Source organism: Gemmata sp., assembly GCF_051859125.1.
GTDB lineage: Bacteria > Planctomycetota > Planctomycetia > Gemmatales > Gemmataceae > Gemmata.
The window spans coordinates 19177-41203 of the sequence record NZ_JBHYGG010000278.1 but is presented as its reverse complement, the minus strand read 5'-3'; the positions used below and the strand labels follow the sequence as shown (position 1 = coordinate 41203).

21 protein-coding genes are annotated in these 22027 nt (G+C 71.7%); 8 read left to right on the top strand and 13 right to left on the bottom strand.

Translation table 11 applies throughout. From position 1 onward, the window contains the following. The first annotated feature begins 70 nt into the window (after positions 1-70). From ACTIGN_RS28300 to ACTIGN_RS28270, 7 genes are all read left to right on the top strand, one after another. Entirely contained in the window at positions 71-805 is a 735-nt protein-coding gene (locus tag ACTIGN_RS28300; protein ID WP_439630217.1) for a hypothetical protein, read from the top strand. Positions 806-919: 114 nt separating this feature from the next. Next, the gene (locus tag ACTIGN_RS28295; protein WP_439630215.1) at positions 920-1411 is read left to right on the top strand and encodes a hypothetical protein; all 492 of its coding nucleotides are present in this window, start codon (positions 920-922) and stop codon (positions 1409-1411) included. 74 nt (positions 1412-1485) lie between these two features. Further along, positions 1486-1926, top strand: coding sequence for a hypothetical protein (locus ACTIGN_RS28290; protein WP_439630213.1), 441 nt, complete (start codon positions 1486-1488; stop codon positions 1924-1926). 195 nt (positions 1927-2121) lie between these two features. Continuing rightward, positions 2122-2583, top strand: a complete 462-nt coding sequence (locus tag ACTIGN_RS28285; protein WP_439630221.1) for an AAC(3)-I family aminoglycoside N-acetyltransferase — start codon at positions 2122-2124, stop codon at positions 2581-2583. Between the two features lie 513 nt (positions 2584-3096). Continuing rightward, the gene (katG, locus tag ACTIGN_RS28280) at positions 3097-5520 is read left to right on the top strand and encodes a catalase/peroxidase HPI (protein WP_439630211.1); all 2424 of its coding nucleotides are present in this window, start codon (positions 3097-3099) and stop codon (positions 5518-5520) included. 152 nt (positions 5521-5672) lie between these two features. After that, positions 5673-7136, top strand: a complete 1464-nt coding sequence (locus ACTIGN_RS28275; protein WP_439630209.1) for a cryptochrome/photolyase family protein — start codon at positions 5673-5675, stop codon at positions 7134-7136. A gap of 4 nt (positions 7137-7140) precedes the next feature. Next, positions 7141-7320, top strand: coding sequence for a DUF2256 domain-containing protein (locus tag ACTIGN_RS28270; RefSeq protein ID WP_439630207.1), 180 nt, complete (start codon positions 7141-7143; stop codon positions 7318-7320). Here ACTIGN_RS28270 and ACTIGN_RS28265 read toward each other — a convergent pair. The 5 genes from ACTIGN_RS28265 to ACTIGN_RS28245 all read right to left on the bottom strand — a co-directional run bounded on the left by ACTIGN_RS28265 (position 7297) and on the right by ACTIGN_RS28245 (position 13397). Beyond that, entirely contained in the window at positions 7297-7737 is a 441-nt protein-coding gene (locus tag ACTIGN_RS28265; RefSeq protein WP_439630205.1) for a nucleoside deaminase, read from the bottom strand. The two genes, ACTIGN_RS28270 and ACTIGN_RS28265, sit on opposite strands and share 24 nt — an antisense overlap. Positions 7738-7794: 57 nt before the next feature. Next, positions 7795-9036 carry an NAD(P)/FAD-dependent oxidoreductase gene (locus tag ACTIGN_RS28260; RefSeq protein WP_439630203.1) on the bottom strand — a complete coding sequence of 414 codons (1242 nt, stop codon included), beginning with the start codon at positions 9034-9036 and terminating at the stop codon, positions 7795-7797. After that, on the bottom strand, positions 9033-9476 hold the full coding sequence (locus ACTIGN_RS28255; RefSeq protein ID WP_439630201.1) for an alkyl hydroperoxide reductase: 444 nt from the start codon (positions 9474-9476) through the stop codon (positions 9033-9035). The genes ACTIGN_RS28260 and ACTIGN_RS28255 overlap by 4 nt, the downstream gene beginning before the upstream one ends. A gap of 34 nt (positions 9477-9510) precedes the next feature. Beyond that, on the bottom strand, positions 9511-12156 hold the full coding sequence (locus ACTIGN_RS28250; RefSeq protein ID WP_439630199.1) for an SDR family oxidoreductase: 2646 nt from the start codon (positions 12154-12156) through the stop codon (positions 9511-9513). 137 nt (positions 12157-12293) lie between these two features. Next, positions 12294-13397, bottom strand: a complete 1104-nt coding sequence (locus ACTIGN_RS28245; RefSeq protein WP_439630197.1) for an NAD(P)/FAD-dependent oxidoreductase — start codon at positions 13395-13397, stop codon at positions 12294-12296. A 319-nt stretch (positions 13398-13716) separates the two neighbouring features. On the opposite strand from ACTIGN_RS28245, the gene ACTIGN_RS28240 reads away from it, so the two are divergent. Next, on the top strand, positions 13717-14124 hold the full coding sequence (locus tag ACTIGN_RS28240; protein WP_439630195.1) for a fasciclin domain-containing protein: 408 nt from the start codon (positions 13717-13719) through the stop codon (positions 14122-14124). A gap of 181 nt (positions 14125-14305) precedes the next feature. Here ACTIGN_RS28240 and ACTIGN_RS28235 read toward each other — a convergent pair whose 3' ends face one another. From ACTIGN_RS28235 to ACTIGN_RS28200, 8 genes are all read right to left on the bottom strand, one after another. Beyond that, complete coding sequence (locus ACTIGN_RS28235; RefSeq protein ID WP_439630193.1) at positions 14306-16177, bottom strand: hypothetical protein; 1872 nt, start codon at positions 16175-16177, stop codon at positions 14306-14308. Between the two features lie 422 nt (positions 16178-16599). Continuing rightward, positions 16600-17202: a DUF6931 family protein gene (locus ACTIGN_RS28230; protein ID WP_439630191.1), complete on the bottom strand. Its 603-nt coding sequence runs from the start codon at positions 17200-17202 to the stop codon at positions 16600-16602. Further along, positions 17199-17933 carry a DUF6931 family protein gene (locus ACTIGN_RS28225; protein ID WP_439630189.1) on the bottom strand — a complete coding sequence of 245 codons (735 nt, stop codon included), beginning with the start codon at positions 17931-17933 and terminating at the stop codon, positions 17199-17201. The genes ACTIGN_RS28230 and ACTIGN_RS28225 overlap by 4 nt, the downstream gene beginning before the upstream one ends. Continuing rightward, entirely contained in the window at positions 17930-18388 is a 459-nt protein-coding gene (locus ACTIGN_RS28220; protein WP_439630187.1) for a hypothetical protein, read from the bottom strand. Before ACTIGN_RS28220 ends, ACTIGN_RS28225 begins: the two co-directional genes overlap by 4 nt. An 11-nt stretch (positions 18389-18399) precedes the next feature. Next, entirely contained in the window at positions 18400-19119 is a 720-nt protein-coding gene (locus ACTIGN_RS28215; RefSeq protein WP_439630185.1) for a hypothetical protein, read from the bottom strand. A gap of 31 nt (positions 19120-19150) precedes the next feature. Then, positions 19151-20008: a hypothetical protein gene (locus tag ACTIGN_RS28210; RefSeq protein ID WP_439630183.1), complete on the bottom strand. Its 858-nt coding sequence runs from the start codon at positions 20006-20008 to the stop codon at positions 19151-19153. A gap of 21 nt (positions 20009-20029) precedes the next feature. Beyond that, the gene (locus tag ACTIGN_RS28205) at positions 20030-21727 is read right to left on the bottom strand and encodes a type VI secretion system Vgr family protein (protein ID WP_439630181.1); all 1698 of its coding nucleotides are present in this window, start codon (positions 21725-21727) and stop codon (positions 20030-20032) included. A 21-nt stretch (positions 21728-21748) separates the two neighbouring features. Continuing rightward, positions 21749-22006, bottom strand: coding sequence for a PAAR domain-containing protein (locus ACTIGN_RS28200; RefSeq protein WP_439630219.1), 258 nt, complete (start codon positions 22004-22006; stop codon positions 21749-21751). Between the last annotated feature and the right edge of the window lie 21 nt (positions 22007-22027).

The following is a 22027-nucleotide window of genomic DNA, read 5'->3' as shown; positions in this document are numbered from 1 at the left end:
GAAGGGCGACCACCCCTCACACTAACGCACACGGCTTGCATGGATTCTTTAGGCCGCAGAAGGGCGCACAGTGGGCCGCGAGATGAATGAAGCCGAATGGCTCGCGGGTTCGCATCTGGTCCACCTCACGCATTTTCTTCGCGAGAGAGGTGAGCATCGTCGCCTTCGGCTTTTTGCCGCCGCCTGTTGTCGGCGGGTGTGGGACTTGTTGTGCCTGAACGCGGCGAAGGAGGTCGTGGAACTCTCCGACGCTTACGCTGACGGCAAGGCAACAAAGGCGGAACTTTATTCGGCGCACGCGCACCCCGATTTCAACGAACTCGAGATCCAGCAGAGGGGTGAGGCTTCGTCGGGAACACAGCTCTCGGTTCGCGTCCTGAGCGCGATCAACGCAGCAAGGTTCCTGGCCGCTCCCTATTACGAGCAGACGTGCGGAGCGTTCATCGTAGCCCAGGACACCTCGCTCGATCCCGCGCACGACTTCGTTTTCGATCCGAAGGTGCATCTGCGGAGCGCCGGTGTTCCGCCAGATGGTGCGGAGTACGCTGAGAAGGAGAAACTCCTCCGAGACATCTTCAGTAGCCCGTTCCGCTCCGTCCCCTTCTCCCCGGCGTGGCGCACGGGTACCGCAGTGGCTCTGGCCCGTCAGATGTACGAGTCGCGAGACTTCTCCGCGATGCCGATCTTGGCCGACGCGCTCCAAGACGCGGGCTGTGACAACGACGACATCTTGGGCCACTGCCGTGGTTCTGGCCCGCACGTTCGCGGCTGTTGGGTGGTGGACTTGGTGCTCGGCAAGGAGTAGCCTCAAGGCCTAACGATCAAGCTCACCTGCCCGGCCATGCTGTCTGTTTTGAGTTGCTCCCGGGGACGTGGCCGGGCAGGTGAGCTTGATCGTTAGGCGACACAGGAGAGGTCGGTGGGGACGACGTTCGCAGGTATCGGCGACCGCGGGTTCTGGATGCGGGACAGTATCCTGGAGCTGTGGCTACGCTTCCTCGCCCTGCACGTCGAAGACCCGGTCGAGTCGGGGTCGCTGGCCGCTAGCATTCGAGACCAGTGGTTGTTGGCATCCCGTGGGTTCTTCACCGGCTGCGTTCCCGAAGGGCTGGAGGAGGCAGTGGCCACGCCCGAGGGCGATAAGCTCGTCCGTGGGGCAATAGTCTCACTACTGGAAACGCTCCGGTCGGCTCCGCCCCACCTGAGCAAGGGCGTCCTCAACCTCATGGGGTTCACCGGCGGGGCATTCAACGCCGACATCGAAACGTGGCGGCTCGTCGAGATCGGGGAAGCGTACCTGGGTTTGCTCGACGGCAAGGTCGGGGCCGGCCCGAGCGACACGTCGTTCATGCCGGGATGCGGGCAGCAAAGGCAGGCCGAACCCGGCGCTGCACCTGCCGGCTGGGCATGACGGGTTTTCGTGACGTGTAGGTTCAGTAGCCCCGTCGCTGCTGAGCGGTGTCGTTCGGCCAAGGAGGCACACCGATGGGTTTTCGTCGCCAACGTGACCGGGACGCGGAGGAGCGGGCACGCGAACTCCGCCAAGCGGCCCGCAGGGGTGCGCAGGGCGATGCCGTCGAGCAGGCCCGCGCGCTGGCCTTCCTCCGCTCGCTCACCCCGCCCGAGTTGGCCCAGTTCCTCCGCCGCGTGTTCGCGGACAACCCGCCGTCGGCCGGTCAGGTGCCGTGCGACCGCAGCGTGCTGTTCCTGGGCATCGCCAGGTCGAGCTGGGCGCATACGCCGGAGCCGGGCGAGCCGCCGGAGTGGGGCGAGTGGAAGACGGGGGCGGTCGCGTACCAGGACTCGGAGGCGAACGCGAGCAGCCTGGGCGCGGCGCTCCATCGCGAGGCGCGGTGCCCGGAGTGCCGGACGCACCTCTGGTCGAACTCGAAGGTCATGGTGTGCGCGGTCTGCGGCTGGGCCTGATCGTCGGGGGTCACAAAGGCACGCCGAACCTTCCGCTGCAGCAGACCGGGGCCGCCATAGTGGTTCCCCCGACTCATCGCTGTCCGGCGTGGCCTCGGCTGCTCAGTGCGGTCGTTCTGCGGCGCAGAGAGGCGCGACGGGGCGAGGAGGCTTGACTTGGAGTTCCGCGTTCTCGGCCCCGATGACGTTGCTGGCATGCGCTCGATGCTGTCGCTGTTCGGCCGCGCGTTCGCCGACCCCGGCACCTACGAGTCGGCCCAACCGGGCGCGGACTACCTCGCCGGTCTACTCGGCAGTCCGGGGTTCGTCGCCGTGGCGGCCCTGGACGCCGGCCGCGTGGTGGGCGGGCTCGCGGCCTACGTCCTGCCCAAGTTCGAGCAGGCCCGCACCGAGGTCTACATCTACGACCTCGCGGTGGACGAGCCGTTCCGGCGCCGGGGCGTCGCGACGGGTCTGATCGACCGGCTCCGCGCCGTCGCCGCCGACCGCGGGGCGTGGGTGATCTACGTCCAGGCCGACCGCGGTGACGGCCCGGCCGTCGCGCTGTACTCCAAACTCGGGGTCGGCGAGGAGGTCCTCCACTTCGACATCGCACCGCACCGGGGTGTCGCCACAGGCACCGCCCCGGGAACTTCCAGTGAGTCGTCAGGCACGTAGCCTCGCATGACGTGGCGTGCCCCTCGGCGCGTGCCTCCGACGCGACCGGCCGAGCCTGGTGCCCGGTGACGCACCGATCTCCCCTCCACGCATCCGCACCTCCCCTCGGCTCGGCGCTTCTCCCGCTCAGGTCACGCGCGGCGGCGTAGCCGGCCCGATCTTCTCAACCGATCCCGGTGGGTCGGCCCACTTCACTCCTTGAGGAGGCGATCTCATGCCGGGTGCGACGACGCGCGCCCGAGACCGCACGGTGCGGCCCCGGGGGCGATAGCCCCGGCCTATCGTTCGGCATGGAGCGAGAGGGAGTAACGCTGGGGCCGACCGACTAGACTAGGCGTGCGAGCCCCCCTTGCACTCCGCACTCAGGAGGCCCGGGCGGGCGCGTCTCGAAGTCGCTGCGGAACCGAGGGGGGGCACGGCCAGGTGCCGGCGCCCGCCCTCCACCGCCACGCGATCGCGACGCGCCCGGCCGCGCCGTGGGTGCCGAGTTCCCGCAACACCCTTGGAGGTCCCATGACCAGGCCGACTCTCTGGACCGGCGTCGCGATGGGCTGTGCCGCGCTGTGCGCGGCCGCACTCGTGCTCGTCGAGACCCGCCCCGCTCGGGCCGACAACCCGGGCCCGCGGCCCGCGAACCCGGTCGCCACCGGTCCGGTCGCCGCCAAGTGCCCGCTGGGTTTCGACACACCGGCCGGCGCGCAGCCGCCGGCACCGGTCGGGCCGACGACGACCGGGGGGCCGAAGCCGCTGCCGGCCGGGGCCGCGTACCGGAACGCCAACTGGTGGCCGAACCAGGTGAACGTGGACGTCCTGCACAAGCACTCGCCCAAGGGCAACCCGCTGGGCGAGGACTTCAACTACGCCGAGGAGTTCAAGAAGCTCGACCTGGGGGCCGTGAAGGCGGACATCAAGAAACTGATGACGACCTCGCAGGACTGGTGGCCGGCCGATTACGGCACCTACGCGGGGCTGTTCATCCGGCTGGCGTGGCACAGCGCGGGGACGTACCGCGTCACCGACGGGCGCGGCGGCGCGGCCTCGGGCATCATCCGCCTCGCGCCCGTCGGCAGTTGGCCCGACAACGCGAACCTCGACAAGGCCCGCCGGCTGCTGTGGCCGATCAAGCAGAAGTACGGACAGAGGATCTCGTGGGCCGACCTGATGGTCCTCGCCGGGAACTGCGCCCTCGAGTCGTCGGGGTTCAAGACGTTCGGCTTCGCCGGCGGCCGCGTGGACACCTGGGAGCCCGACGCGGACATCTACTGGGGCCCGGAGACCAAGTGGCTCGACGATAAGCGCCACACCGCCGACCGCAAGCTCGAGCAGCCGCTCGGCGCGACCCAGATGGGCCTGATCTACGTCAACCCCGAGGGGCCCAACGGCACACCGGACCCGCTCGCCGCCGCCCGGGACATCCGCACCACGTTCGGCCGCATGGCGATGAACGACGAGGAGACCGTCGCCCTCATCGCCGGCGGCCACACGCTCGGCAAGGCCCACGGGGCGGCGAACCCCGAGAAGAACGTCGGCCCCGAACCCGAACGGGCCCCGCTCGAAGAACAGGGGCTCGGCTGGAAGAACATCTTCGGCAAGGGCGCGGGGGCCGACACGATCACCAGCGGCCTCGAAGGGGCGTGGACGACCACCCCGGCGAAGTGGTCCTACGGGTACTTCGACAACCTGTTCAAGTACGAGTGGGTGCTGACCAAGGGGCCGGGCGGCGCGAACCAGTGGACCCCGAAGGAAGTGGCCGCCAAGGGCACCGTGCCCGACGCGCACGACCCGAAGAAGTCGCACGCCCCGATGATGTTCACCACCGACATCGCCCTCAAGACGGACCCGGCCTACGCCAAGATCGCCAAGCGGTTCCACGAGAACCCGAAGGAGTTCGACGCGGCGTTCGCCAAGGCGTGGTACAAGCTCACGCACCGCGACATGGGGCCGGTGTCGCGCCTGCTCGGGCCGGAGGTCGCCCCGCCGCAGGTGTGGCAGGACCCGGTGCCGAAGGTCGATCACACGCTCATCGACAAGCAGGACGTCGCCGCCCTGAAGACCAAGATCCTCGACTCGGGGCTGTCCGCGTCGCAACTGGTCGCGACCGCGTGGGCCTCGGCCTCGACCTACCGCGGCACCGACAAGCGCGGCGGGGCCAACGGGGCGCGCATCCGCCTCGCCCCGCAGAAGGACTGGAAGGCCAACCAGCCGGACGAACTCGCGAAGGTGCTGGCGGTCCTGGAGAAGGTGCGGACCGACTTCAACAAGACACTGGCCGGCGGGAAGAAGGTCTCGCTCGCCGACGTGATCGTCCTCGGCGGCTGCGCGGCGGTCGAACAGGCGGCGAAGAAGGCCGGGCACGAGGTGACCGTTCCGTTCGCCCCGGGCCGCACGGACGCATCGCAGGAGCAGACCGACGCCGAGTCGTTCGCCGTGCTGGAGCCGACCTCGGACGCGTTCCGCAACTACTTCAGCCGGGAGCTGACGCGGCCGGCCGACGCGCTGCTGGTCGACCGCGCGAACCTGCTCACCCTCACGGCCCCGGAAATGACCGTCCTCGTCGGCGGGCTGCGGGTGCTGAACGCCAACACCGGGGGCACGCAACTGGGCGTCTTCACCAAGACCCCCGAGGCGCTGACCAACGACTTCTTCGTGAACCTGCTCGACACGAACACCGAGTGGAAGAAGTCCGCGGTGTGCGAGCACTTCTTCGACGGGCGCGACCCGAAGACCGGCAAGGTCAAGTGGACCGCCAGTTCCGCCGACCTCGTGTTCGGGTCGAACTCGCAGCTCCGGGCCATCGCGGAGGTGTACGCCAGTGACGACTCGAAGGAGAAGTTCGTGCGGGACTTCGTGGCCGCGTGGACCAAGGTGATGAACCTCGACCGCTTCGACCTCGACCCGGCGCTGCGGAGCGGGGCGAAGTCCGCGGCCGCCCGGTGACGCCGAGGGCGACCGGACCGGTCAGCGGTTGGTTGTTGTCCCCCCGCCCAGGGGTTGAACCCCCTGGGCTTCTGGTCGGGCGGGCCCGTTGCGAGCGGGGCCCGTCTGCGGTCTTAACGGGAGTGCCCGATCCCGCGCGCCCCGGCCCGCTCATGCGAACCGCCGCCCTCGTCTACCCCCACCAGCTCTTCGCGGACCACCCGGCGGTCGCCGGGGCCGACGCGGTCGTGCTCGTGGAGGACCCGCTGTTCTTCACGCAGTACCCCTTCCACCGGCAGAAGCTGATCCTCCACCGGGTGAGCATGAAACGGTACGCCGCGGGGCTGGCGGCGGCCGGCGCCCGCGTCCACTACATCGAGGCCGCCGAACTGCCGGACTCCGGGGCCGTCGCGGCCCGCCTGGCGGGCTGGGGGGTCCGGGCGGCGCGCGTCGTCGACCCGTGCGACGACTGGCTGACGCGCCGGCTGACCGCGGGGCTCCGGGCCCGCGGGGTCCGCCTCGACCGGCTCGACGACCCCCACTTCCTGACCCCCGCGGGCGAGCTCGAGCGGTTCGCCGCCGGCAAGGAGAAGCTCTACTTCACCGACTTCTACACCGCCCAGCGGAAGCGCCTCGGCGTCCTGCTGGACCGGGGCAAGCCGGTCGGCGGGAAGTGGAGCTTCGACGCCGAGAACCGCAAGAGGCTCCCGAAGGCCGCGGCCGTCCCGCCGGTCCCGGCCCCGGCCGAGGACGAGTTCGTTCGGGAGGCCCGCCGGTACGTCCGCGGCCGGTTCCCCGGCGCGCTCGGCGGCGACGAGCCGTTCCCCTACCCGACCGATCACGCCGGTGCGGCGGCGCGGCTCGACGAGTTCGTCGCCCGGCGGCTGGACCGGTTCGGGGACTACGAGGACGCCATCAGCACCGAACACGACGCCGTGTTCCACTCGGTGCTGACCCCGGTCCTGAACACCGGGCTGCTCTCGCCCCGGCAGGTGGTCGATGCCGCCCTCGCCCGCGCCGGCCGAGTCCCGCTGAACTCGCTCGAGGGGTTCGTCCGGCAGGTGATCGGGTGGCGGGAGTTCGTCCGGCTCGCCTACCTCGCCCGCGGCCGCGGGCAGCGGACCCGGAACTTCTGGGGGCTGACCCGCGACGTCCCGGCGGCCCTCTACGACGGCACCACCGGCATCGACCCGGTCGATCACGTCGTCCGCCGGGTGCTCCGGACCGGGTACTGCCACCACATCGAGCGGCTGATGGTCCTCGGCAACTTCTTGCTGCTGTGCGACGTGCGTCCGGACGCCGTGTACCGGTGGTTCATGGAACTGTTCGTGGACGCCTACGACTGGGTGATGGTGCCGAACGTGTACGGCATGAGCCAGCACGCCGACGGCGGGCTGATGACGACCAAGCCGTACATTTCCGGCAGCAGCTACGTGCTCAAGATGAGCGACTTCAAGAAGGGGCCGTGGTGCGGCCTCTGGGACGCGCTGTACTGGCGGTTCATCGACCGCCACGCCGACTTCTTTGCGGCGAACCCGCGGACAGCGATGATCGCGAAGCTGAGGGACCGGCTCGGCCCGAAGTTGGCGGAGCACCGCCGCGTGGCCGGAGCGTTTTTGGACCGCCTTCACGGGTGAGCCGGTGCCGCGAACCAAGCCCAGATCCGACCTGCCGGAGAAGACCTGCGCGGCCTGCCGCCGGCCGTTCGTCTGGCGGAAGAAGTGGGCCCGCGACTGGGACCGCGTCCGGTTCTGCTCGGAGCGGTGCCGCCGGGCGCGGACCGGGCCGGCCGGTCCGTCACCGCCCGGGGGCGGCCCGTGAAGCGGTGAGGAACAGTTCGTTGCACTCCGCTTCCAGCACCCCGCCGACGACCGTACACCGCCACCCCGGGCTGCGCCGCGCGAGCTCCTCGGCCGGGACGTCGATCTGCCGCCAGCCGATGTCCAACAGGAACCGGATCGACGCGCCGAACACGACCGCCCCGATCCCGCTCCACAGGACCGCCCCCTGGCACGTCGGGCACGGCTCGGCCGTCGTGTACAGGACCAGGTCGGCCCGGTCGGCGGCGGGCGCGGCCGCGATCAGGTTGTTGATGGCGTCGATCTCGCCGTGCAGGGTCGGGTTGTCGTCCGACTTGTTCCACCCCTCGGCGACCACGTCCCCCGTGCCGCGGTGAACGATCACCGCCGCGAACGGCCGGTCCGGCGCGTTCGCCGTCAGCTCAATCGCCCGGCGCATGTGCCGCTCGTGATCGGGTCCGCTCATCGGTGCGCCTCAAGGGTGTGGAGATCCCGTTCACGCGAGGTCGGCCGAAACCGCTTCGGCCGCCCGCCGCCCGGACACCATCGCCCCGTTGATCGAGGCGTTGTCGCGGTGGTCGCCGCAGACGTACACGCCCGGCCGCCACCGGACGGGGCGCTCCGGTTCGGCGAGCGCCGGCGGCGCCTGCCGCGGGAGCGCGTACGGGATGCGGTACGTGCGCAGGTGCAGCCAGTCGCCGACCGCGGGGCCGAACCACCCGGCGAGTTGCTCGCGCACCTCGGCGCGGAGGCGGTCCTCGTCGGGCGGGGTGCCGAGCACGGTCGCGGACACGAGGCTCGCACCGGCGGGGCCGTACGTCGGGGCGGCGGCGGTGGGCACGCACAGGTTGTTCACCGGGCCGCGGCCCTCGCCGTTGAGCACGAGAACGGGGCGCGCGACGGGCGGGCGCGGCGCGGCGAAGTACAGGCAGGTGACGCCCTGCGCCGCGGCCGGGATGTCGCCGCCGAGGAGCCGGGCCGCGGCCGCGCCCTCGGTCGCCACGACGACCGCCCGGGCGCGGAGTTCCTCGCCGGTGTCGAGCCGCACCGCGTCGGGTCCGACCCGCTCGACGCGCGCCCCGAGGCGGATGCTCTCCGGCGGCAGCCCCGCCGCGAGTTGCCGCGGGATCGCTTCCATCCCGTCGGCCGGCAGGCACGCCTCGCCCCGCGAGAACATCCGAAAGACGAACTGGAACATCCGGCTGGAGGTGCTCAGCTCCGGCTCCAGGAAGATGCCGCCCAGGAACGGCCGGAAGAACCGCTCGATCATCGTGTCCGAGAAGCCGTTGCCTTTCAGAGCTTCGAGGGTGGTGGTTTCGGGGTCGCGGAAGCGGTCCGCGACGCTCCCCTTCAGCGCGCGCGAGCGGAGCCGCGCGACGCGCAGCTTGTCGGACAGCGACCCGACCGGCGCGAGCAGCGAGCGGACCGCCGCGACCGGCCGGCGCCACGGGTCGGTGAGGGTGTGGAACGCCCCGCCGGCCCGGACGAGCGCGCCGGGGAGGAACGACTTCAGACGGAGGGCGGGGTAGTCGAGCACCTGCTGCGCCTCGGGGTAGCTGGTGAGGAACACCTGGAAGCCGCGGTCGAGCCGGAACCCGTCCACCACGTCGGTGCGGACCCGCCCGCCGACCCCGTCGGCCGCTTCGAGGAGCCGGAACCGGACGCCCCGCCGGTGCAACTCGCGGGCGCAGCACAGCCCCGCCAGCCCGGCACCGACGATCACCACGTCGTTCGTCATGCGGTCCCTTTCACCGGCCCGGCCGGGGCCGCGTTCCGGTCCCTCGCCGCGTCCCACAAGATGAGCGCGAACGGAACCCACCAGACCAGGTCATTGGTCAGAATCGTCAGGCCGAAGGCCGGCGGGAAGGTGCCCTGTGCGAGCGCCCCGACGAACCCGATCGGGCCGAACACCTTCCCCAGCAGTCCGACGAGCACGATCGGCCAGTGCCGCCGCGGGTCGCCGGCGGCAACGAGGTACCCCACGCCGTACACCCCGACGATCATCCCGACGCACTGCCAGATCTCGGGGTAGTTCAGGCGGGCGATGCCGCACAGGTCGAACAGCAGGTGCGGGAACGCGATGACCACCGCGCCCCACGCGAGGTTGTAGACGCCGGCGGCGCGGAGCCACCATGTGGCCCAGGCGGGCGGGTCGGGTCGGGGTGCGGGCGCGGTCATTTCTTCCCTCGGCGGTTGTCGCGGCCGGTCGTGGTCAGTCCGCGGGGAGAAACACCCAGAGCGCGGGCCGGCCGCAGTTGCAGTGGACCGCGCGGCCGAGCAGCCCGAGCCCGGCGGGGCTCAGGTACACCGCCGTGCGGGCCGCGTCCCAGTACCCGAGCCGGCCGTGCGAGTGCGGGCCGCGGAGCCGCTGGGTCACGCTGGGCACGGGGTGGAAGATCGTCTCGATCAGGGGCGACCGGTCGCGCTCGCCGTCCTGCAGGTCGTCGAGTTGGCGAACGACCTTCTCCAGCGCCTCGCGCGGGCACCCCTCCGACAGGAGCCGTTCGTCGACCTCGGCCACGCCGCGGCGGCTCAGCGTCGGCAGGGTCAGCAGGCCGAGAAAGGACCAAAGGGTGAACCACAGGCTCAGTTCGATGGTCCCGGCGGCCGTCCCGAGCCGGTCCGGGCCGACGAGCAGGGCCGCGGCCGCGACGCCGGTCAGCGTGAACAGCAGGGCCAGCACCCGGCCCCGCCGCCAACTGCCCGTCAGGACCGCCAGGCACCGCCGCCGCAGCGCGACCCGGAGCCCCTCGCTCCCGAGCACCTCGCGCCACTTCATCGGCAGCAGGTGGAGCCGCGGGCGCAGGACGCCGACGACCGACCCCGTGAACCCCTCGTCCGCCCTCTCCCCCAGGGCGACCGGGACGCGGTCGCCCGGCGACGTGCCCTCGGGCGCGCTCGGGGTCAGTTCGAGGCGGGCCACGGCGGACGCGAGCGCGACCCGCCCGCGGAGGGCGGCAAGCGCGAGGAGCGCCCCGGCGGCCGCGGTCCCGGCCGCGCCCCCGTACCGCCCCGCGAAAAGCAGGGCGACGGCGGCCGCGAGCAGCACCGTCGTGTGGGCCGCGACCCCGCGCGCGAGGCCCGACAGGTACCGTCCCGGCGACGGGTGGGAGCGGCCGTAGCGGCGCGGGAGCAGGTACCCGCCCAGCAGGTCGAACGGGAGTTGCACGACGGCGTAGAGCAGCACGAAGCCAAGCAGTCCCAGCAGGTGATCCCCCACGGGCGCTTCGGCGTCGGGCGCGGCACGTCCGGGGAGGCCCAGCGCCAGTGCGACCGCCGCGAGGGCGACCAGGGTTCCGACCGCGGACATCCCGAGCCAGAGCCGGGCGCGGCCGTAGCCCGGTGCGGCCGGTGCGGCGGGCGGGGCCGCGGCGGGGGCCGGGTGCTCGGCCCGGTACAGCGCCTCGGCCGTCTTCCGGATGCCCCGGAGCATGCCCCCGAACACGATGCCGTGGAGCGGCACCACCGCGTACCAGTACAGGAGCCCGAAGAGCCCGCGGGGGCGGAACAGGGCCGTCATCGTGAGCCGGGTTCCGCCGCCCCCCTCGCCCGGGTGCACCTCGAAGTTCAGCTTCGCCTCGCCCGGCAGTTTCATCTCCGCTCGCAGGGACAGCGAGCGGTCCCGCTCGACGCCGGCGACGCGCCAGAAGTCGAGCGCCTCGCCGAACTCGACCCTCTCGGAGTTCCGCCGTCCGCGCCGCAGCCCCGGCCCGCCGGCCACCGTGTCCATCCACCCCCGGACCCGCCACAGGACGTCCCCGGCGTACCACCCGTGGCCCCCGCCGATCCGGCACACGGCCGCGAACACCTGCCGCGGGTCGGCCTGGACCTCCACCGACCGCCGGTCCGTGAACACCGTTCCGCCCGCCCACTCGGGGTCGCCCGGCACGGTGCCCGCGGCCGACCACCGCGTCTCGACGGCGTTCGCCTCGACACTTTTGATCGCCTGCCGGATCGCGTCCCGGGCGCCCGCCGCCGTGTGCGGCATCAGCCGCTGGGTCTCGCCGCTCGTCACGACCACGCGGTTCCGGAGCCCCTCGGCGAGCGGCCGGGCGATGCGGTACGACACCGGCGTGACCAGCCCGATCCACAGCGAACTCAGCCGCGGCGTGAGGATGGGGATGGGCACCACGAGCCGCCGGGGCAGGTGCAGTTCCTCGGCCATGATCCGCATCAACTCGCGGTACGGGAGCGCGTCCGGGCCGCCGATCTCGAGCGTCGTGCCGGCCGTCTCCGGCACCCCGAGGCAGCGGACCAGCCAGTGCAGCACGTCGTCGATGGCGACCGGCTGGGACTCGGTCTTCACCCACGACGGGGTGACCATGACCGGCAGGCGCTCGACGAGGTAGCGGAGGATCTCGAACGACGCCGAGCCGGCCCCGATGATCATGGCCGCGCGGAACGTGGTGACCGGGATGCCGGTCGAGGCGAGCCCGGTCTCGACCTCGCGGCGCGACCGGAGGTGCTCGCTCAGGCCCGCCCCCAGCTCGCCGAGGCCGCCGAGGTAGACGATCCGCCGCACCCCCGCGCGGGCCGCGGCGCGGGCGAAGTTGGAGGCTAGCAGCCGGTCCTGGGCGGCGTACTCCCCGCCCTTCGCCTCCATCGAGTGGACGAGGTAGTAGGCCGCGGAGCAGCCCTCCAACTGGCCGCTCAGGTGGTCCACGTCCGACATGTCGCCGGCCACGACCCGGACGTTCGGGTCCGCCCGCCACGGCCGCTCGTCGAGCTTGCGGGGCTCGCGCGCGAGGCACCGCACGCCGTACCCGGCCGCGAGGAGCGCGGGGACGAGGCGGCCGCCCACGTAGCCGGTGGCCCCGGTCACGAACACGGATCCGGCGGCGGGTTCTGGCGGGGTCACGAGACAACCTTCCGTCACAGACGGGGGGGAATTCGACGAAGGAGCGGGCTCGGGTTGGGAGCCGTTGCGTTCGCACGGACCGGCACCGGAGCGCGACACCCGATCACAAGGAGCGACCGGGCACACCGGCCCCTACCCTACCCCGCGGGTAGGTGGGGTGCGGCCGTCTCCCGGACGATGCGGGCCGCGGCCGCGGCGCCCGAGAGGTACGCCCCCTCGACGCGCCCGCCGGCGAGCCAGTCGCCGCACACCAGCAGTCCGGCGGCGTCGAACAGCGTCGTGCGGTTCGCGGCGTCGGCCCCGAGACTGTACCGCCACCGGTGTGCGGCCCGGTGGACCGGCGGCGGGAGGGTCCGGCCCGCGGCCGCGGCGAACGCACCAAGGAGCAGGGGAGCGACGGCGGCCGGCGGCTCCTCGAGGTGCGCCGCGGACCACTCCGCGCCCGCGTGCAGCACCCAGCAATCGGGGCCGCGCGGGCGGCCGGGCTTGGAGCTGTTCCGGGCGACCCAGGACAGCGGCGAGCCGCTCACGAACGCCCCGTCCCACGGCACGTCGAGCCGCTCCCCGAACGCCACGAGTACCGCCCAGCACGGGGCCATCGGGACGCCCGCGGCCTCGGCCGCGAACGGGTGCGGCGCGAGCACCTCCGCCGCCTGCGGCGAGGGCAGGGCGACGACCAGGAAGTCGAACGGGCCGGACGCGCCGCCCGACTCGTCGACCACCTGCCACCCGGCGGGCGTGCGGGCGGTGCGTGCGACACGCGTCCCGTGGCGCACCGCGAGGGCCGCGGCCAGGTGGGCGGCGACCGCCGACATCCCCGGCACCCCGACGTACCGGCGCTGCGGGGGCGTGTCGACGGCGACGCCGCGCTCCAGTTTCACCACCCGCCCGCCCCACTCGGCGGCGGCCCCGCGTTCCAGCCACGCCCCGACGGTTCGGACAAAGTCCGGGTGCCGCGCGGTGAAGTACTGCGCCCCGTGGTCGAACGCCTGGTCCGGGTCGACGCGGCGGGTGGCGGTCCGCCCGCCGGGGCCGCGGCCCTTGTCGAAGACGGTCAAATCGAACCCGCGGTCGGTGAGGGCTCGCGCACACGCCAGCCCGGCGACCCCGGCACCGACGACCGCCACCCGCGGCGCCGGCTCGGACCGCGGGCCGGTGGGTGGTACCGGGCGGCCGTTCGGGTCGAAGGGGGCGTCGTGGCCGACCGTGCCGTCCCGGTTCGGCCGCTCGCGCTCATCCATTGTGGTACTCGGGCTCTTGATGCCGGGTGCGCGGGCGGGTCGGCCTCCGCGCCCATTCATAGTCCCCGTGACCGACGAATGTCGCGTGTGGTGACGTGAGATCTGCAACCGACGCGGTTCAAGGACGGGGCGCAGAAGTGCAGCTAAACCGCAGTCCCGACTCGCAAATAACCGCCGAAAAGTTTGTCACAAAGGATTGGTCCAGGGCCGGCACGCCCCGCCTATGCATGAGCTGGCGACGGACGGACTCACGGGCCTGCGGGAGCGTTTCCCGCGGGCGGTGGGTCCGGGCACCGCCGCACCATCCGAGGTACTTCCCGTGGCAGACATCGTAGACACCGCGATCGCGGCCGGCTCGTTCTCGACCCTGGTCACGGCCGTGAAGGCGGCCGGCCTGGTGGACACCCTGAAGGGGTCGGGGCCGTTCACCGTGTTCGCCCCCACCGACGACGCGTTCAAGAAGTTGCCCGCGGGCACCCTGGACGCCGTGCTCGCGGACAAGGCCAAGCTGACCGCCATCCTGACGTACCACGTCGTCGCCGGGAAGGTGATGGCGGCGGACGTCGCCGGGCTGAACGGCAAGACCGCCACGACGGTCCAGGGCGGCGGGCTGGCGATCGACACGACGCACGGGGTCAAGGTCGGCGCGGCCACCGTCTCGAAGGCCGATATCGCCTGTAGCAACGGCGTGATCCACGTCATCGACACCGTGCTCATCCCGGTCTGATACCGAATCGCGTGGATCAGTTGCCCTTGGTGGGGCAGGCATTCTTGCCTGCCTCCGGACGCGACTGGAGGCAGGCAAGAATGCCTGCCCCACCAGATCGAAACGAATACATGAGATTCGGTATGACGCCCCCGACACGGCGCGGCCCGGCGCGCCGCCGCACCGCACCCCGGACCCGCCGTCAGTCGGCGGGTACCGGCCACACGTAGCCGAGCTTGCGGACCGCCTTCCGCACGGCGTCGAGGTCGGCCTCGCGGACCACCACGAACCGGTCCCCGGCCCGCAGGCACTTCCCCTTCAGCCCGCGGTCGGCCGCCAGTTCCGCCGCGCTGTGCGCGTCGGCGCACGCAATCAGCCGGGCCGGCCCCGCGTCGGTCAGGCGCCCGGCCTTCGCCCGCAGGTCCGCCAGGAACGTGGCGACGGTTCCGGGCAACTCCCCGGTCGCCCGCGGCGCCAGGAACTGCTCCAGCTCGTCGACGCTCCCGCCCTGCTCGATCACCGCGAGCACCTTCGCCGCCGACAGCTTCCACACCCCCTCCGAAGCGGGGTCCGCGAACCGCTCCAGGACGAGCCGGTCGGCGGCGGGGAGGTCGCGGGCCGCGACCACGTCGAGGTTCGCCAGCACCCGCAGCACGTCGCTCCGCGTCGGGGCCGCGGGGCGGTACGCGTCGGCCGAGCCCAGGAGCCACGCCCCGAGCGGGTTCACCCGCAGGTAGAGCAGCCCGTCGTACCGCGACAGGCAGGAGAAGTCGTCCGCGCCCCACCGGTCGTGGAAGTCGTTCCGCACGCCCTGCGGCGGGAGGTACGCCACGTCGACGGCCCCGAGCGTGGCGGCGTATTCGAAGAGGAAGGCCAGAGCGAACCGGCCCTGGAGCTGCTCCCAGGCGTGCCCGTCGCTGTACCCGAAGTTCCCGTAGTAGTGCTCGGCGATGTACAACTCGTGAGCGTCGTGGGCGACGGTGAACTCCCGCCCGGTCGCCCGCAGGAGCCGGAAGAAGTCCTCGACCGCGAACCACCGCCCGACCGGGCACGCGGCCAGTCCCGCGACCAGTTCCGCCCGGCGCCCGGCGGCGGCGCTCATCCGCGCCCGCCCCTGGCCCTTGATCGCGTCCACCCGGGCGAACTCGTCGAACATCCGCGTCTTGAGCCACGCCGCCCACAGCTTGCGGAGCACGTCCGGCGGCGGGGCGGTGAGGGCCTTCTTCCCCGCCGCGGTCAACTTCAGGGCGCCCCCGCTCTTCTCGGCCAGCCCGCCGGCCTGCACCAGCACCGGCCACGCGAACGACCGGATGCCGACGTCGAACGACGGGTCGTACTCCGACTCGCCGGCGTCGCCCGGGGCGTAGAAGTCCCCGCCGGCGAGGACCCCGGCCACCGCCTGGCGGGCGGCCTCCGTGGGGACCAGTTTCTTGTCCGTGACCCGGACCTTGCCGGCCTCGATCAGCCGCAACACGGTCCGGACGTCGGCCCCGGCGGCGGCCGCCGTCTCCCGCACGCGGACCGGTTCCTCCCACTCCTCCGACTTGTGGCCCGGGTCGTACCAATCGCGCGCGCGAAGCGTGTGCGTCTCGGGGGGTGCGTCGCGGGTCGGGACGGCGAACGGGTCGGGCGGCGGGACGAACTCGCGGAGGAGCGCCCGGGTGTCGGTCGGCAGGTGGTCGTACCGGGGGAAGAAGAGGCGCAGGATAACGGGCTTGATCTTCCGCTGGTCCGCGTAGCTGTACGACCGCGACGCACGGGCCGGGTCGGCGTCGTTGAGCCGCGGCACCCCGCCGAACCAGGCCCGAAACTTGTCCCGGTCGAGCCGCCCGGCCGGGTCGACCGCCGCGACCCGCACCGCGTTCTGCGAGAGCGGGTCGAGTCGGCCGTAGAGGTCGCGGACCCGGCCCGGGTCGGCCATGACGCCGGCCAGGAGCGGGACCAGTTCGGTCTTCCGCTTCGGCGGGTCGGCCGCCAGCAACCCGGCCAGCGGCCGGAGGTCGTCGAGGGTCAACTTCTCGAACGCCTCGCGGGCGGTGAGCGCCTCTTCCGCCTGTGTTCTGGTCCATCGCATGACTGTGCCGCCGTGATCGCGCCCGGGGGCCGGCCGCGCGCGGTGCCGTTCTGGAGACCGTGATTCGAGCGGCCCGAATTATACCGGTAGGAGTTACGCAGTTGGGCCCGGATCGGCTTGATTTTGGTGGGGCAGACATTCGTGTCTGCCTCGTGAGGCGGTTGGAGGCAGACACGAATGTCTGCCCCACCAACCAACTGCGTAACTCCTAACCGGATCGCAGAGATCCTTCCCCGCTCTGTAGCCGGCCTCTGTGAGGCCGGGCCTGTGGGACTCGCAGACGCCCGGCCTCACAGACGCCGGCTACAGTTGGCAAACAACAAGACTTCAGTAGCCTCAAGTGTCGGGTCCAACGTTGCGGGTTCGACCCGTGCCGGGCTTCCAACTGTGAACGTTGAACTCGCAACCTGAAGCTACTGGTATCACACCTTCCCGTGCGACGTGTTCGTGCCGCGGAACACGTCCACGGCGACCGCGAGGAACTGCCGCAGGAGCGGGCCGCCGGGCGGGGCGGGGCCGGCCGCGCGGGACAGGTTCAGGACCGCCTCGGCGACGAGGGTTGCCGGCAGGTGCGGGTCGGCCCGCACCTCCGGTTGCCCATCCGGGGCGAGGCTCCCGTCGGCCAGGAACGCGGCCGTCGCGACGAGCCCGGCCGGGGTGGTGGGGCCGGCCGCGGTCCCGGCGGCCCCGGCCGCCCGGCGGTTCACGTCGGTCGGCTCCCGGAGCCACGTCACCGCCGCCCGCACGGCCGCCTCGGGCCTCACCGCGGGCTGCGGGCCGGCCGTCGCCCACACGCACAGTGCGCCCCACCACACCGCCTCCCGTGGCAGCATGGCCCGTGCGATGAGGCGGGCCGCGTCGGGAAGGAGCCGCGCCCTCACGAGCGCGTCGAAGAACTCGGCCCCGGTCATCTCGGGGCGGAGGAGCGAGCGGCCGTCTTCGGAGAGCTTCAGGTCGCGCACGAGTTCGGCCGCCGGTGTGGGCGGGCGGGTTGCGCGGCCGGGCGTCGGGGCGGGCGGGCTCACGAGCGCCCCCCGGTCCCCAGGGTGTACAGCACCTCACCGGGCCGGCGCTCGCCCGCGGCCGGGCCGGCCGCGAGGAACCCGGCCAGGCGGTCGACCGCGCCCGGGTCGGGGGCCGCGGCCCGCGGTTCGGCCCAGGGTTCCGGCTCCGGTCGGCCCGGGGGAAGGTTCCGCCCCGCCGCCACGTCCTGCCCGATCGCGAGGTAGTCCCGGAGGTGCCGCAGGTACTTCGCCGGGTCGAACCGGACCGACGCGAGGTACACGACGGCCCCGCACAGCCGGCCGCTCAGGTGCGGGGCGGCGAAGACCGGCGGCAGACCCGGCCGCGAGACGCTCCCGCCCGACAGGAAGCACGCCATCGCGAGCACCCCAGCGGCGGTCGTCGGTTGCGCGAGCCACGCGGCGGCCTCGGCCGCGCGCCGGGTCGCCTCGGAGGGCGCGACGACCCACCGCGTGGCCGCGTCGAACGCCCCGGCCTCCTCGGGCGTCTCGAACGGCACCTCACCGGCCGCGTGGTGCAGGCACAGCGCCGCCCACCACACGGCTCTCCGGGGCGGCAGCGAGTGGGCGAGCACCCGGCGGGCGTCGGCGAGGTGCCCGGCGGCGACGAGTGCGGCGAAGTAGTCGCGGGCCGCGAGCCCCGGCGCGAGCAGCGCCCGGGCCGGCGGGGTGGGCACGAACAGGCGGCACACGTCGGCCGCGGTCGGCTGCGGGAGGGTCGGGTCCGGGGTCATTTCCAGTCCTGCCAGATGTCCTTGCCGGGGTCGAACGGGTCCGCGGGCCGGGCGTCGGGGAACAGCTTGCCGAGCAGGTCCGACCGGAGGGCCGCACCGAGGCCAAGGTCCACCTTCGGCTCCTCGGGCACGACCGGCACTGGGGCGGGGGTTGCCGCCGCGGCGGCACGGGCGGCCGCGGCGGCCTCGATGTCCGCGAGCTTCGCCTGCTGGGCCTCGATATCCTTGGCGAGTTGCTCGCCGTCCCGCTGCATCTTCTGCATCAGGTCGTGGAATGCGTTGAGGTTCGCGGGAACCTCCTTCTCGATCCGGGCGCGGATGCCGCGGAGGTCCGCGGCCGACGCCTGCAGGATCTTACGCTCGGTCGGGTTCGCCGCGAGTGGCGCAGTCGCCTCGAACTCCTTGATCGCGTCGTCGATGCCCGACAGGATCTGTGCCAGTGATGGGATCTCCACACTTCCCCCCGTTACTGGATCATGACGATGCCGCCCTTGATGGTCTTCATCGCGTCGGCCGAGTCGTTGGAGAGGGCCGCGCTGAACGCCGCGCTCGCCTCGGCCGTGTCCGACGAGATCGGGGCCGAGGTGGTGATCCCGGCGACGCCGACTTCGGCCGACGTCTCGGCCGCCTTGAGCGTGTGCCCGGTCACGGCCGCGGCGCGGGTGACGACATCCAGAACCGACTCGTTGATCCCGGCCAAGCCGAGCGACAGGCTCACCTCGCCGACCTTGAGGGTGATCGACGTCGCGTTCATCACGATGCTCGCCCCGACGCCCGGCGGCCCGACCTGCAGGGTGATCGAGTCCATCGTGAGCTTGATGACCGGCCCGACGTCGGGCACGCCGACCTGAATGGTCGTGGCCGTCGCTTCGAGTGTGGTGAGCGACCCGAGGTCCGGGAGGCCGCTCAGAAACGAGATCGTCCCCTCGGCCCCGGAGGTCACGTTCACCTGGCCGGCGGTGTCCGACGCCTCCATAACGAACTGTGCGCACCCGGTGTAAATGCTCGCTGTCCCGGTCGCGTCGAGGAACAGGTTAGTTCCCTTGCCGCGGGACGACAGGATCAGGTCTTCGCCGTAGCAGCACAGGGACGCCCCGCCACCGGCGGTGACGCACCAACTCCCGAGGACGTCATGGTCTTCGTTGGGTCCGATCGATTGTTCGAGAGACGATATTGGGTTCGGCACGCGACCTCCGAGAGTTTAATTGAGACGAAGGCTAGGACTTAAACTTATCGGAGACCCAGTCCCACGCTCTTTTAAGGAATTTTAGTCGCTCCGCGAATTTGCTGGCCGATTCGCTGGCCTCGTCCAACCGATTTTCAATATCATCTCCCAATCCGTCAGATAAAATAGCCAAAGCTGTCGCGGCCGCTACGTTATGGAGCTTAGAAAGCGATTCGTAGTATGTACCTATGGCACGTTGCCCGAAAGCTGTAAATAACTCTATTGACTTGATCAGATACATCATTCGAGTAGTCAACAAGAGGCTGATGGTGCAAAACAGGACCATTTTTTCGACTGCTTCCTTGTCGGACTTCTTGTACTGGTCCTGATACTTTACGCGGGCGACCACCTCGGCACCGGTGTTGATGGCGATCATCGCGGCGGAGAGGAGGGCCGTGATGACCCCAGTGTACGTTGCGAGTTTCTCTCGAACGGCCCACTCTTCGGCGGTGCCCTTGAAATCTTTGTCCTTCGCCTGGTCGTCGGCCGCAAAGAAGTTCGACTTACTCGTGGCCGACACGGACCCGGCGCGCTTGATCGTGACGGATGGACCGAGGTAGTGGAGGTCGGTCTTGCGGCCGAACGTCCACGTCATGTTGCCGCCTTCGCCGAGCAGCGCGTTGACCGGCAACACCTCCAAGAGCGAACCGAGTATGGGGACGTGCCCGAGTTCCAGGAACGACTCCCAGTCGAAGACGTACTTGATCTCGTCGCCGACGATGTGCGTCTGCCGGCCGGCCCCGATGAATGAAGACAGAGTGTCGCCCATCGACACCGAGTACGACCCACTGAGCAGGGTCGTCCACTCCGTCTTTTCGCTGGTCAGAGTCAGGGCGTCGTACAGACCCATGGAAGCGACCCTCCGACGCGGTTAGATGGTGCCCCGGAACTCGAACGAGATCCCCGGCACGTACTCGGACTTGTGCACCTCGGCGTTCGAGACGGTGTGCGTCTCCGAGTGGATCAGAATGTACTCGTAGTCCGGCGCGTCGAAGAAGTAGATGCTGTTGTACTGCGAGGCCGGGTCGCCGTGGAAGATGCACGTCTTGATCCCGGCGATCATTGCCTCGCCCGGCAGGTCGGGCGGCGGCTTGTTGGTCCCGTTGTACACGCACCCCGTGATGAGGGGCCGGTCCGGGTCGCCGTCCTCGAAGTGGACGACCACCTCCATCCCGATCCGCGGCCAGAAGAACGCGCCCCACTGCTTCCCGGCCCACAGTTGGGAGCACCGGACCCAGCACGAGCTGTTCGCGTCGAACTTGCCCTGGCGGTCCCACAGGAACTGGACCTTCACCCGGCCGTACTTGTCGACGAAGATCTCCTGGCCGCTCGGCCCCACGACGACCGCGGTGAGCGGCCCGCCGACCCGGGGCCGGGGCGTCGCCCGGGGCGGGCGGGGGGCCAGGTCCGGCGGCGCGGCCGCGAACGTGTTCCGGTACGACGCGGTCCCCGCGTCGCCCGGCCCGTACGTCCCGTGGAACTCGGCCTCGTGCTCGACCGCGGTGACGAGGTACGTCCCGTCCGCGTCGTAGTGCCCGGTCAGCCCGACCGTCGTACCGGGAACGAGGTGCGGGCAGTTCCCCTCGCCGGCGACGCGGACCGCCGCGGCCGCCAGCGCCTCGGCCCGGACCCGGGCGGTCCGCCGGGCGTCGTCGTACACGCCTTGCAGCTTCTTGGACTGGTCCCCGCCCCCCGGCTCGACGCCGTCGAACCGCTTCGCCGAGTCGCCGTCGTGCAGGTACACCGGCACCGGCCCGACGGCCTTGGGCGCGAGCTTGTGCGTCACCTCGCCGGCGGTCGCGGTCGCCGGCGCGGTCGCGTCCGCGGCGAGGTTCTGGCGGAACAGCTCGAACGTCGCGTCCCACGTCGTCACGGCCGTGGGGCACACGGCCCGGGTCTTCTCCCACGCCCACGCCCGGCACTCGCGGCCCGGCGCCGCGGGGCCGGACGCGGGGTCGTACCGGAGCCCGAGCGGGACGGCGGCCGCCGGCGCGTTCGCCAGCGTGTCGGCGAGGACCAGCGTGAGCTTCCCGTCCTCGTGCCTGAACGAGTAGAAGATCCCCTCCTCTTCCATCAGCCGCGACGCGAACGCGAAGTCCGCCTCCTGGTACTGGCACGTGTAGTCCCGCACCGGGTACTCCGTCGCGAGCCGCGTCTCGATCGCGCCGAACGGCCCGAGCACGTCCTTCAGGATGTCCACCACCGTGACCTGCTGGAACGCCCGCGAGTTCGTCCGCAGCGTCGCGTACCACCACGGCGGGCGCACGGTCGCGTGGAGGTGGGTGAACTCCCTGTCGCGGTGCCCCTGGCGGACCGCGGTGACCGCCCCGCAGACCTTCCGCGGCGGCCCGAGCAGGTCGGTGATCGGGTTCACGTCGGCCGTCACGGTCTGACCGAGCAACTCGTCGAGATCGACCGGCGGGTTCGCGAGCGGGGCGAGCAGGTGGAACTCGAACGCGAACAGTTCCGAGACCGCCTCCCGCCCGCGGAACGCGGCGACGAGCAGCGCGTCCGGCCCGAGCGGGGTCGAGATCGTGAGCGGGCGGTCGGTCTGGAGGTAGTCGGCCACGTTCGGACCTCGTTCGGGGAGCTACGCCAGGACGGTGACGCAGCCGAGGATGATCGTCCCGCCGTGGGCCGTCGAGTCGCCCATTCGCGCGGCCGGTTGCCCGCCGATGAGGGCCGTCGGGTTCCCGCCGAGGATCACATCCGGCGGCCCCACGCACGTTAACTGGTCGCCCGTCCGGGCCGCGGGGAGCCCGCCGATGAGGGCCGTCGGGCACCCGGGCGGGAGGATCGGCCCCCCGACGTGCGGGACCGGCCCGGTCGTCATCGGGCACACGTGCATGTCGGACACGCGGGCGGCGGG